This window comes from Aeromicrobium panaciterrae (assembly GCF_039537165.1).
In the GTDB taxonomy this organism is placed as follows: Bacteria; Actinomycetota; Actinomycetes; order Propionibacteriales; family Nocardioidaceae; genus Aeromicrobium; species Aeromicrobium panaciterrae.
Genome location: NZ_BAAAZZ010000002.1, coordinates 718,650 through 730,674, shown reverse-complemented (window position 1 = coordinate 730,674; position 12,025 = coordinate 718,650). Strand labels below are relative to the sequence as shown.

The window sequence follows — 12,025 nt, the reverse complement described above, 5'->3', positions numbered from 1 at the left end:
TACGGGGCGCGAACGGGCCAACCCAAAGTTGACTCGTTGTGACCATCAGACATAGCCCGAAGGGACCAGATTTTCGCTGACATCACAGCCGGATCCGGTGCAGATCGTTGGTGCCCTCGACAGGAATCGAACCTGTGACCTACCGCTTAGGAGGCGGTCGCTCTATCCAACTGAGCTACGAGGGCGCGGACCTACGTTAGCGACCCGTCGCGATTTCATCGAACCCCGGCTGCGGGTGGACAATGGAGGCATGACCAAGCCGATCGAATCCTGGCTCACTGACATGGACGGCGTGCTCGTCCACGAGGAGAAGGCGATCCCGGGAGCATCCGAGTTCATCGAGCGGCTCAAGTCGACCGGGCGCAAGTTCCTGGTGCTGACCAACAACTCGATCTTCACTCCGCGCGACCTCCGCGCTCGCCTCAGCCGGGCTGGCATCGATGTCCCCGAAGAGGCCATCTGGACCTCGGCACTCGCCACGGCGAAGTTCCTCAGCGAGCAGCGCCCCGAAGGCACCGCGTACGTCATCGGCGAAGCGGGCATGACGACAGCGCTGCACAACGTCGGCTACGTCATGACCAGCCAGGACCCCGAGTATGTCGTGCTGGGTGAGACCCGCACCTACTCCTTCGAGGCCATCACCCGCGCGATCCAGCTGATCGAGAACGGTGCACGCTTCATCGCGACCAATCCCGACGCCACCGGTCCCTCGCCGCAGGGCTCGCTGCCGGCGACCGGATCCGTCGCGGCCCTGATCACCAAGGCGACCGGCGTCGATCCCTACTTCGTTGGCAAGCCCAACCCGTTGATGATGCGCAGCGCGCTCAACCAGATCGAGGCGCACTCCGAGACCACGGTCATGATCGGCGATCGCATGGACACTGACGTGCTCTCCGGGCTCGAGGCCGGCCTGAGGACGATCCTTGTCCTCACCGGCTCCACCGCTGCCGGATCGGTCGACCGCTTCCCGTTCAGGCCGACGCACGTCTTCGACTCGATCGCCGACGTGACGCCACTCGTCGAGGGCTGAAATCTCAGCGAGTTTTACGCGCGCGGGGCGCGTTGTTATCCTTTTGTAACCGTTCGGACCGACGACACCATTGTCGGCTCGACTTCTCCGGGACAGCCGGAGGCACCATCCACTCACAAGGGAGTGACGTGAAGGTTTTCGTCACAGGTGCAAGCGGAGTGATGGGCCGATCGTCCATCGAAGCGCTGCACCAAGCGGGTCACACCGTGGTCGGTCTTGCCCGCACCTCGGCCGCGGTCGCCGAGATCGAGGCCGCCGGCGCCGAGGCATTCTTTTCCGACCTCTACGACGGCGCGGCCCTCACCGAAGGCATGCAGGGATGTGACGCGGTCGCCAACCTCGCCACCAAGGTCCCGGTCGGCCTGTCGGCACTTCGCCCCGGCTCGCTCAAGGAAGTCGACCGCCTCCGGGTCGTCGGTTCCAAGGTCGTCGCGATCGCCGCGCGCCAGGCCGGTGTCGAGCGGATCGTCCAGCAGAGCCTCAGCTTCATCTACGCCGACATGAGCGACGAGTGGATCGACGAGCAGAGCCCCATCGACGTCACCGGAGCCACCGAGCCTGTCGTTGTGGCCGAGCACCGCATGGCCCGCTTCGCGGAGTTCGGCGGTACGGCCGTCAGCCTCCGCTTCGGACTCGTCACCGGCAACGACCGCAACACGGCGTGGCTGTTTCGCCGTGCCCGTGCCGGCAAGGCGATCGGCATGGGCGCGGAGCGAGGCTGGATGCACGTCATCCACCCGGACGATGTCGGTTCGGCGGTCGTGCACGCACTGGCCGCTCCCGGCGGCACCTACAACGTGGGTGCCGAGCCGGTCCAGCGTCGCGACTACGTCGACACGATCGCGAAGGCCGCCGGCAGGAAGCAGGGTCGCTTCCTGCCGTCCTGGGTCATGCGCATCGGCGCCGACAAGCTGGAGATCCTGGCCCGATCACAGCGGGTGAGCTCGCAACGGTTCAGCGACCGTACGGGGTGGCACCCGACCTACCCGAAGCTCACCCCGGACTGGTTCGATGCCCTCGCCTGAGCTGTCCAAGGCAGAGCTCGAGCGTCGTCGCCGCGCGGCTGAGCTGCTCGGCGACGCTGATGCGTCGACTGACGACAGTGACCGGGGTTGGGGCGAGCGCCCCACCCCCACCAGTGACGACGACTACCTCAGGGACGTCCCGCCCCACCACGGTTGATCGACAGCGGCCGCCCGCGGCCGCCCTTCGCTCGCAGAGCTCGTTCCCGCGACTTCATCGCTAGGAACCACGAGATCGGGAAGCGGGAGCGTGCCGCGGCGAAGCCGCCAGCCTGCGACGCTTTGGTGAGCTACCCTCGCGACCGCAGCGAGTCGCGGATCTCGCGGAGCAGGGCGATGTCCTCGGGCACGCCCTCCGGCTCGGGCTCGTCGCCGCGGTTGCGCAGCGCCTGCAGCTTCTGCATCGGGACGACGATCGCGAAGTAGATCACGGCCATCGTCACGACGAAGACGATGAGGGCGTTGATGATGCCACCGATGTTGACGAACGTCGCGCCACTGTCGGTGATCTTGAAGCCGAAGCCTTCCTGCTTGTCGCCTCCGACTGCTGCCACGAGCGGCTTGATGAAGTTGTCACCGAACGAAGAGACGAGCGTGGTGAACGCAACGCCGATCGCGATGCCGACGGCGAGGTCGACGACGTTGCCGCGCATCAAGAAGTCTTTGAATCCCTTGATCATGGTTCCCCCAACGGTTGTAGGTGTGTGCCACCTTGACCATAGCGATTCAGATGCCGATCGGCATCAGGCCGACTGCATGATGGTGAATCTCGACTCGAGCGCCGCCGAGGCCAGGTCCAGTGCGACCTCCTCGGTCGTCACGAGGCCGAGTGCCACGGCGTCGCGCTCATCCTGTGGCGGCGCCGTGACGACCTCGACGTCTCTGGCCACCACCTCGGCCCTCGACTCGCCCTGCGGGTCGACGGCGATGACGTCGACCCGGTCGCCGACACGTACGCCTGCGAGGCTGCTGACGTCGGGCACCGTGACGCTCGTCAGCACGGCGTCGTCGCCGTAGCCGTCGAGCGCGTCGGCCTGCAGCACCCGATGGTCGGTCAGCGGCTCGCCGGTACGCATCGGCCCGGCGACGCGTCGCCCGACCGCCTGGGCAGTTCTGAGCGCATGGTCGGGCGCCGACGTGAGGGTCACGACGCGTAGGTCGGACTCCTCGATCACGTGGCCGCTGGCCAGGTCGTGGCGCGCGACCACGACGCGTACGCCATCGGGCGACTCCTGCAGGGCGCTGAGCGCGGTGAGCACGGCGAGGCCGGCGAAGATCGCGGCGAGCAGGCGGTGGTGCTGGAACGTGAGTCGGCGAAGGGTGTCCATCGCCGGACTCTAGGAAGGATGCGGCCCAGGGTGCATCCGACGATCCACAGGTGTCAGGCGGCCGAGTCGGATCCGGACTTCGTGGCCGGCGCAGCCTTGGGGGCGGGCTCACTCTTGGCCGTCGAGGCCGAGCTGTCGGACGTCGATGCGGCCGACGTCGTGGACGACGTCGACTTGCTGTCGTTGACGTAGAAGCCCGAGCCCTTGAACACGACACCCACGGCGTTGAACACCTTGCGCAGGCGGCCGCCGCACACGGGGCACTCGGTCAGCGCATCGTCGGTGAAGCTCTGCTGGATCTCCAGCGGCTCGCCGCACTCGGTGCACTGGTATTGGTAGGTCGGCACGGGTGTTCTCCTGGGTTCTGGACTGCCACACAAGGGTACAGTTGCCGCACCGTGACCGATTCCATCACTCCCGGAGCCCGGCGATGACCGAATGGCTGCTCCTGGCCACGTCCTTGCTGCTGATGCTGGCCTGCGGAGTGTTCGTCGCCGCCGAGTTCTCGTTCGTCACGGTCGATCGTGCAACCGTCGAACGGGCGGCCGAGGCGGGTGACTCCGGCGCCCAGGGCACGCTGATCGCCCTCAGGTCGCTGTCGACCCAGCTCAGCGGTGCGCAGCTCGGCATCACGATCACCAACCTCGTGATCGGTTTCCTGGCCGAGCCCGCCATCGGCACGCTCATACGTGCTCCGCTCTCCGACCTCGGGCTGGAGGGCTCGGGACTCAGTGTCGCGTCGTACGCCATCGCGATCACTCTGAGCACCGTCGTGACGATGCTGGTCGGCGAGCTGATCCCCAAGAACCTCGCCCTGGCGCTGCCCCAACGCATCGCCGCGCTGACGCAGCTGCCGCAGCGCATGTTCACCAAGGTCATGGCGTGGCCGATCAAGCTGCTCAACGGCCAGGCCAACGCGATCCTCCGACTGCTCGGGGTCGAGCCGCAGGAGGAGCTGCGCTCCGCGCGGTCGCCGGTCGAGCTGCGATCGCTCGTGCTTCGCTCGGCGATGCAGGGCGCGATCGACGACGAGACCGCCGACCTGGTGGCCCGCAGCATCGCATTCGGTGGTCGTACCGCCGCCGACGTACGCACCCCGCGCGTACGCGTGCACTTCCTCGAGGGACGCGACACCGCACTCGACGTCATCGAGGCGGCGCGGCAGACCGGTCACTCCCGGTTCCCGGTGATCGGCCGAAGTCCCGATGACATCCTCGGCATCGTCCACGTCAAGCAGGCCGTCGGCGTCGAGCCGGACCGACGCCGCAACGTACGCCTCGCCGACATCGCCGACCCGGCGACCACCGTGCCCGACAGCATCGAGCTCGACCCGCTGCTGACGCTGCTGCGTGAGCAGGGGATGCAGATGGCGGTCGTGGTCGACGAGTACGGCGGCACCGACGGCGTCGTCACGCTGGAGGACCTCGTCGAGGAGATCGTCGGTGACATCGCCGACGAGCACGACCGGCTCTCGTCCCGCAGCCGGCACCGTCGTGACGGCACCTGGTCGTTGTCGGGACTGCTGCGACCCGACGAGGTCGAGGAGCAGACCGGTGTCGCGCTGCCCGAGGCCGAGGACTACGAGACGATCGCGGGCCTGATCCAGGTCGAGCTCGGTCGCATCGGCGCCCGCGGTGACACCGTGACGCTGCGACTCGACCGCACGCCCGACGATGACGAGGAGGACCCCGAACCGCTGGTCGTCTCGTTGACGATCGAGCGCATGGAGGGCCGGCGGATCGATCGGGTCTCGCTCACGGTCGACGCCGACCAGGACGGTGGCGCATGAACAACTACCTCGGCGTGGGATTCACCGTGGTCCTGCTCGCCCTCAACGCGCTGTTCGTCGCCGCCGAGTTCGCCCTGATCTCGGTGCGGCGTACACAGCTGGAGCCGCTTGCGCAGAACGGTTCGCGTACGGCCAGGCTCGCACTGCGTGCGCTGAGCAACGTCACCTTGGCCATGGCCGCAGCGCAGCTCGGCATCACGATCTGCTCGCTCGGCCTCGGCGCGATCAGCGAGCCCGCCCTGGCCCACCTCATGGAGCCGGCGTTCGAGGCTCTGCACGTCCCGGACAACCTGGTGCATCCGATCTCGTTCGTCATCGCGATGTCGATCGTGGTGTTCCTGCACGTCGTGCTCGGCGAGATGGTGCCCAAGAACCTCGCCCTGGTGTCACCCGAACGTGCGTCGTTGATCCTCGGCCCGTTCATGCTGGCCGTCGTTGCGGTGCTCAAGCCGTTCGTGGTGGCGCTCAACTGGATCGCCAACCACTCCGTACGGCTGTTCCGCATCGAGCCGGTCGACGAGGTCGCCACGACCTACACGCATGACGAGGTGGCCGGGCTGGTCGAGGAGTCCCGGCGTGAGGGCCTGCTCGACGAGCACGAGTACGGCCTGGTGTCGGGTGCCCTGGAGTTCTCCGGCGGCACGATCGATCAGGTGCTCCTGCCGCGCGAGGGCCTGGTGACGATCAAACCCAGCGCCACACCTGTCGACATCGAGAAGGCCTGCGCCGACACCGGCTTCTCCCGCTTCCCGGTCTGCGACGCCGACGGCGACGTGACGGGCTACCTCCACATCAAGGACGTCCTCGAGACCGACGAGGCCTCGCGGCTGACGCCGATCGCCGACAAGTGGGTCCGTCCACTGGCCACCGTGGTCGCCGGATCGGGTCTCTACGACGCGCTTCGTACGATGCAGTCCCGCGGCTCGCACATGGCGCGAGTCGCCGACGCGAGCGGCAGCGTGCTCGGCGTCATCATGCTCGAGGACGTGCTCGAAGAGCTGGTCGGCGAGATCCGCAGCAGCGCGCAGGCGTAGGCGGGGTCGACACCACCGCAGGGCACAATGGCCCGGTGCGTCGCTTCCTCATCGTCCTGGCGGTTCTCGTCTCAGCAGCGCTGATCGCGGGCTCGGTGTTCGCATTCGTCACGGTCCGCAAGTCGTTCCCGGACACCTCGGGAGAGGTGCGGGTGAATGCGCTCAAGAGCGACGTGACGGTCAAGCGTGACGACAAGGGCATCCCGCAGATCTACGCCGACAACGCCGAGGACCTGTTCTTCGCGCAGGGCTACGTGCATGCGCAGGACCGCTTCTACGAGATGGACTTCCGCCGCCACGTGACGGCCGGACGCCTCGCCGAGCTGGTGGGTGACGGCGCCCTCGACACCGACAAGTACGTTCGTACGCTCGGCTGGCGCCGCGTGGCCCAGAAGGAGGTCGCGCTGCTCGACCCGAAGACCAGGGCGCTGGTCGACGCCTACAGCCGTGGCGTCAACTCCTACATCAGCGACAAGTCGGGCTCGGAGCTCTCGCTGGAATACTCGGTCCTCGCGCTGACCGGCCCGGACTACCAGCCCGAGAAGTGGACCGCGGTCGACTCACTGTCGTGGATCAAGGCGATGGCATGGGACCTGCGCTCCAACATGGACGATGAGATCACCCGTGCCCTGTCGACCAAGGACCTCACGGTCGGGCAGGTCGAGGAGCTCTACCCCGACGTCCCCAAGAACCACGACCCGATCGTCACAGGTGACGACGCCAACGTCTATGGCGGCACGTTCCAGGAGAAGAGCCCGTGTCCGGAGGGCGCGTTCTGTCCCGTGCAGACCGAGGTGGGTCTCGCCCGCGCGGCGGTCGCCTCGCTCAAGGCTGCGCAGACCGGCGCCGAGGCACTGCCCGCGTTGCTCGGCATCGGCGAGGGCATCGGCTCCAACTCCTGGGTCGTCGACGGCGCGCACTCCGTGACGGGCAAGCCGATCCTCGCCAACGACCCGCACCTCGCGCCCTCGATGCCGGGCATCTGGTACCAGGTCGGCCTGCACTGCCGGACCCTCACCGAGGCGTGCCCGTACGACGTTGCGGGGTTCTCGTTCTCCGGCATGCCGGGTGTCGTGGTCGGCCACAACGCCCGGGTCGCATGGGGCGTGACGACGATGTACGCCGATGTGGCCGACCTCTACCTCGAGAAGGTCACCGGCGACACGTACCAATATGACGGCAAGGCGCTCCCGATCGAGACACGCACGGAGACGTTCAAGGTCGCCGGCGGCGCGACCGAGCACATCACGGTCCGCTCGACCCGGCACGGACCGATCCTGTCCGACCTCGACGACGACATCGAGGACGTCGGCACGAGCAAGACCAAGGGCGTGCCGCAGGGCACGTACGAGGTGGCGCTGCGTTGGAGTGCGCTGACACCGCGGCCGACGATCAGCGCGGTGTTCGCGCTCGACACGGCGCAGAACTGGGACGACTTCCGTGCCGCCGCCAAGCTCTTCACGGTGCCGTCGCAGAATCTCGTGTACGCCGACGTCGACGGCAACATCGGCTACCAGTCGCCCGGTGCGATCCCGATCCGCAACAAGGGCGACGGTCGCTGGCCGGCGCCGGGCTGGACCTCGGACTACGAGTGGATCGACGCGATCCCGTTCGACGCACTGCCCAGCGTCTACAACCCGGACGAGGGATTCATCGTCACGGCCAACAACCAGGTCATCGGCGACCAGTACCCCCTCAACCTGGGTGCCGACACCGCCGACGGCTACCGCTCGCAGCGCATCCGCGACCTGATCACGGCACAGCCGAAGCTCTCGGTCGACGACATGGCGAAGATCCAGATGGACACCTACAGCGCCAACGCCGCACAGCTCGTTCCCAAGCTCCTCGACGTCACGCTCGACACCCGTTACTACCGCCAGGGCCAGGCGACGCTGAAGGACTGGGACTACAAGCAAGCGGCCGACTCGTCCGCCGCGGCGTACTTCAACGTCGTGTGGCGCAACCTGCTCAAGCTGACGTTCGACGACGACCTGCCCAAGGGGCAGGGTCCTGAAGGGGGAGAGCGGTGGTTCACCGTCGTGGGCTCGATCCTCGACAGCCCCACCAACCACTGGTGGGACGACGTCTCGACGATCGGACGCCGTGAGTCGCGCGACGACATCCTCGCCGAGGCGATGCGGATGGCGCGCGACGAGCTGACGATGCGCCAGTCGCGCGATCCCGGCGACTGGAGCTGGGGCCAGCTGCACCGGCTCGAGCTGGTCAACCCGACGCTGGGCGACTCGGGCGTCGGCATGGTCAACGCGTTGTTCAACCGCGGACCGTTCAACGTCGGCGGCGGCGGTGGCATCGTCGATGCGACGAGCTGGGATGCGACCGAGGGCTACGACGTCACCGCCGTACCGTCGATGCGGATGGTCGTCGACCTTGCCGACCTCGACAGGTCTCGCTGGATCCAGCTGACCGGCAACTCGGGTCACGCGTTCCAGAAGCACTACCTCGACCAGGCGCCGCTGTGGGCCGAGGGCAAGACGCTGCCGTGGGCGTTCTCGCCCCGGGCCATCACCCAGGCCACCGACGACACACTCACGATGAGGCCCAGCGTCCCGCGGGGCTGATCGTGCGTTTCAGTGCCGATATCCGTACATCGGGTTTACCGTTGAACCCATGCGTGCCTTCCCCCTCGCATGGCGCACTGCCGCCATCTCCGTCGTCCTCGCTGTTGCGAGCACGACGAGCGCGCACGCGGACAAGCCGACGGTCAGCGAGCTGCAGATCCGGCTGGTGACCCTTCGCCAGGACCTCAACGACCTGTACGCGCAGTCGGCTGCGGCCTCCGAGCGGCTCAACGGTGCCGCGTACGAGCTCGCCCAGGCCCGCAAGGCTGTCGCCCGCCATGCCGCCGAGGTCGACAAGGCCCGCCGCAAGCTCGAGGTCCAGCAGTCGATCGTGGCTGCCATGACGGTCGAGCAGCTGCAGTCCGGGTCGACCGCGTCGAGACTGACCACGTTGTTCACCAGTGACGGCCCTCAGCAGCTGCTCGATCGCGCATCGGCCTATTCGAGCACCAACGAGGCGCTCGCCTCACGGGTCGCTGCGTTCAAGGCACGCAAGGTCGTGCTCGATTCGGCGGCACGTCAGGCGCAGGACGCGCTCGACGACCAGCGCCGGGCGATCGCCAGGCAGAAGTCCGCCAAGGCCGCGATCGACCAGGCGATCTCGCGTGCCGAGCAGATGGCCTCGACGGTCGACCAGCAGCGCCACGACCTGCTGGTCCAGCTGGCCGAGGCGACCGGCAGGTCGGTCGACCAGGTGACGAACGAGCAGGACGCGATCGATGACCTGATCGACGAGTCGGGACCCAGCACGCCGCCCGCACCGGGCCCGGACCCGAAGCCGACACCGACTCCGACCAGGACGACGCCACCGCCCCCACCGCCGGTCAACCCGCCGCCGCCGTCGACCAGCAAGGTCGAGAAGGCGATCGCGTTCGCCAAGGCCCAGCTCGGGGAGCCGTACAAATGGGGAGGGGCCGGACCCGACTCGTGGGACTGCTCGGGTCTGACGATGCGCGCCTGGCAGGCCGCCGGCATCAGCCTGCCGCACTACGCCGGTGCGCAGTACGCCAACACCGATCCCGTACCCATCAAGAAGATCGTCCGCGGTGACCTCCTCTACTGGAGCGACGGTGGCCCGGGCTCGATCTACCACGAGGCTCTCTACCTCGGCGACAACATGATGATCCACGCACCGCGACCCGGCCGCAGCGTCGAGATCGTCTCGCTCAGCTACTGGATCAAGCCCGACCTCGCCAGCCGCCCCGGCTAACGTTCGCGATGTGTGACCCTTAAGGCGTTACGGACGGCGCGTAGCGCCCTTAAGGTCACAAATCGCGGTCACGGAACGCGGAACAAGCCGTTCGGGGTGGCGGCCATCGAGACAGGTATGTCGTGGGGCTCGTGCGGGACCGACTCCAGCAGCTCATGGGTGAAGACGAGGGCACACAGCGGTCGCGTCGTCTCGGCCAGGGCGCGGTCGTAGTAGCCGGCGCCTCGCCCGAGCCGATGACCCGCATGGTCGACTGCGAGTGCCGGGACGACGATCAATGCGCAGTCGTCGAGGGCGCTGGCGCCGAGCGGTTCGCCGTCGGGCTCGGCGATGCCGAGCGGTGTCACGGTCGTCGGTGCCGCGGGGTCGTACGTGACCCAGTCGAGCGTCCCATCGGCCAGGCTCAGCGGAACGACGACCTCGACGCCGCGCGCCATCAGGCCGGCGATCAGAGGAGCGGTGCCGGGCTCGGTCGCCATCGACACGTAGCAGGCGACCCGTCGTGCCGTCGAGATCACGGGAGCGGCGAGCAGATGCAGCGCTATGGCCTCGGCGGCCTCGGTACGTACGGCCTCCGTCATGTCGCGGCGACGCCGCAGGAGCTCGCCACGCAGCTCGTCCTTCGACATCCCGCTAGCGTATGACGCGATGAACGGACTCGAGCAGGCGCAGCAGCGGATGGCGGATGCCGGCGTGGCGCAACGCGCGATCGATGTGTTCTCCGACTTCTATGCCCAGCTCGTCGACGGCGCGACCGGTATGGTCGCCGAGGCGGATGTCGACCCGCTGGTCGACATCGCGCATGCCGGCGAGATCGAGCTCGATGCCGACGCGCGGCGCGAAGCCGCGTCGGCCACGGCGATCATCAAGCTCAACGGCGGACTGGGCACCTCGATGGGCCTCGACCGGGCCAAGACGTTGCTCCCGGCACACGGCGAGCTGACGTTCCTCGACGTCATCGTGGGCCAGGTCCGCGCCGTACGCGAGTCCACCGGAGCGCCGCTACCGCTGCTGTTCATGAACAGCTTCCGGACACGCGACGACACGATCATGGCGTTGGCTCCGTACGGTGACCTCACGGTCGGTGGCCTGCCCGCCGACTTCCTGCAGAACCGCGAGCCCAAGCTCCGCGCCGACGACCTGGCACCCGTCGACTGGCCCGCCGATCCGAGCCTGGAGTGGTGCCCGCCCGGTCACGGCGACCTCTACACCGCGCTCGACGTCTCGGGCATCCTCGACTCCCTGCTCGAGCGCGGCTTCCGGTACGCCACGGTCTCCAATGCCGACAACCTCGGCGCAGCGCCGGACCCCGCGATGATGGCGTGGTTCGTCGCGTCGGGTGCGCCGTACGCCGCCGAGGTCTGCCGTCGTACTCCGGCCGACGTCAAGGGCGGCCACCTCGTGGTGCGCAAGAGCGACGGGCGTCTGGTGCTCCGTGAGACGGCGCAGGTTCCGGCCGACGACGCACCGCTCGCCGACGACCCGGCGCGGCACCCATACTTCCACACCAACAACCTGTGGTTCGACCTTGGCGTGGTGCGTGCGACGCTCGACGCCCGCGACGGCATCCTCGGGCTCCCGCTGATCCGCAACCACAAGACGGTCGACCCGACCGATCCGTCGTCGCCCCGGGTCATCCAGATCGAGTCGGCGATGGGAGCCGCCGTCGAGGTGTTCGACGGAGCGACGGCGATCGAGGTCAACCGGTCGCGGTTCCTGCCGGTCAAGACGACGAACGACCTCCTGCTGCTGCAGTCCGACGTGTATGACATCGGCGACGACTTCCGGCTGCGCGCCGCCGCCGATCCGGTGCCGCTGGTCGATCTCGATCGTCGCTTCTACACCTCGATCACCGACTTCACGGCGCGTCTGCCCGAACCGCCGTCACTGGTCGACGCGCGGTCGTTGACGGTACGTGGCGACTGGACGTTCGGGCCCGGTGTCACGGTTCACGGTGATGTGGTCCTGGATGACACCGGCGCCGCCGAGACCGTGGCTCCGTCCTCACGCCTCGCAGGCGGTTAGGCTGACAG

Annotated in this window: 12 protein-coding genes and 1 tRNA gene; 8 read left to right on the top strand and 5 right to left on the bottom strand. The window is 67.9% G+C overall.

The annotated features are described in order from the left end of the window. Positions 1-108: 108 nt before the first annotated feature. Positions 109-185, bottom strand: a tRNA-Arg gene (locus tag ABD683_RS04165). Positions 186-250: 65 nt separating this feature from the next. Between ABD683_RS04165 and ABD683_RS04160 the strand changes: the two genes are divergently transcribed. From ABD683_RS04160 to ABD683_RS04150, 3 genes are all read left to right on the top strand, one after another. Then, positions 251-1,030: an HAD-IIA family hydrolase gene (locus ABD683_RS04160; protein WP_344767567.1), complete on the top strand. Its 780-nt coding sequence runs from the start codon at positions 251-253 to the stop codon at positions 1,028-1,030. Positions 1,031-1,158: 128 nt separating this feature from the next. After that, positions 1,159-2,055, top strand: coding sequence for an NAD-dependent epimerase/dehydratase family protein (locus ABD683_RS04155; protein WP_344767565.1), 897 nt, complete (start codon positions 1,159-1,161; stop codon positions 2,053-2,055). Further along, entirely contained in the window at positions 2,042-2,212 is a 171-nt protein-coding gene (locus ABD683_RS04150; protein ID WP_344767563.1) for a hypothetical protein, read from the top strand. Before ABD683_RS04155 ends, ABD683_RS04150 begins: the two co-directional genes overlap by 14 nt. Before the next feature lie 130 nt (positions 2,213-2,342). Here the strand turns inward: ABD683_RS04150 and mscL are convergent, their stop codons facing one another. The 3 genes from mscL to ABD683_RS04135 form a co-directional block, all read right to left on the bottom strand. Next, positions 2,343-2,732, bottom strand: a complete 390-nt coding sequence (gene mscL, locus ABD683_RS04145) for a large conductance mechanosensitive channel protein MscL (protein ID WP_344767561.1) — start codon at positions 2,730-2,732, stop codon at positions 2,343-2,345. Positions 2,733-2,795: 63 nt separating this feature from the next. After that, positions 2,796-3,380 carry an SAF domain-containing protein gene (locus tag ABD683_RS04140; RefSeq protein WP_344767559.1) on the bottom strand — a complete coding sequence of 195 codons (585 nt, stop codon included), beginning with the start codon at positions 3,378-3,380 and terminating at the stop codon, positions 2,796-2,798. 53 nt (positions 3,381-3,433) lie between these two features. Further along, complete coding sequence (locus tag ABD683_RS04135; protein ID WP_344767558.1) at positions 3,434-3,727, bottom strand: FmdB family zinc ribbon protein; 294 nt, start codon at positions 3,725-3,727, stop codon at positions 3,434-3,436. Between the two features lie 83 nt (positions 3,728-3,810). Between ABD683_RS04135 and ABD683_RS04130 the strand changes: the two genes are divergently transcribed. From ABD683_RS04130 to ABD683_RS04115, 4 genes are read left to right on the top strand one after another with little or no spacing between them, the layout of a single operon-like run. Further along, positions 3,811-5,169, top strand: coding sequence for a hemolysin family protein (locus ABD683_RS04130; RefSeq protein ID WP_344767557.1), 1,359 nt, complete (start codon positions 3,811-3,813; stop codon positions 5,167-5,169). Further along, positions 5,166-6,203: a hemolysin family protein gene (locus ABD683_RS04125; protein WP_344767556.1), complete on the top strand. Its 1,038-nt coding sequence runs from the start codon at positions 5,166-5,168 to the stop codon at positions 6,201-6,203. Before ABD683_RS04130 ends, ABD683_RS04125 begins: the two co-directional genes overlap by 4 nt. 35 nt (positions 6,204-6,238) lie before the next feature. Beyond that, positions 6,239-8,782, top strand: a complete 2,544-nt coding sequence (locus tag ABD683_RS04120) for a penicillin acylase family protein (RefSeq protein WP_344767555.1) — start codon at positions 6,239-6,241, stop codon at positions 8,780-8,782. Positions 8,783-8,831: 49 nt separating this feature from the next. Further along, positions 8,832-9,992: a C40 family peptidase gene (locus tag ABD683_RS04115; RefSeq protein ID WP_344767554.1), complete on the top strand. Its 1,161-nt coding sequence runs from the start codon at positions 8,832-8,834 to the stop codon at positions 9,990-9,992. 68 nt (positions 9,993-10,060) lie between these two features. Here the strand turns inward: ABD683_RS04115 and ABD683_RS04110 are convergent, their stop codons facing one another. Beyond that, positions 10,061-10,621 carry a 5-formyltetrahydrofolate cyclo-ligase gene (locus ABD683_RS04110; RefSeq protein ID WP_344767553.1) on the bottom strand — a complete coding sequence of 187 codons (561 nt, stop codon included), beginning with the start codon at positions 10,619-10,621 and terminating at the stop codon, positions 10,061-10,063. A 19-nt stretch (positions 10,622-10,640) separates the two neighbouring features. Between ABD683_RS04110 and ABD683_RS04105 the strand changes: the two genes are divergently transcribed. Further along, a complete protein-coding gene (locus ABD683_RS04105) occupies positions 10,641-12,017 on the top strand; it encodes a UTP--glucose-1-phosphate uridylyltransferase (protein WP_344767551.1) in 1,377 nt (458 codons plus the stop codon). The last annotated feature ends 8 nt before the right edge of the window (positions 12,018-12,025 follow it).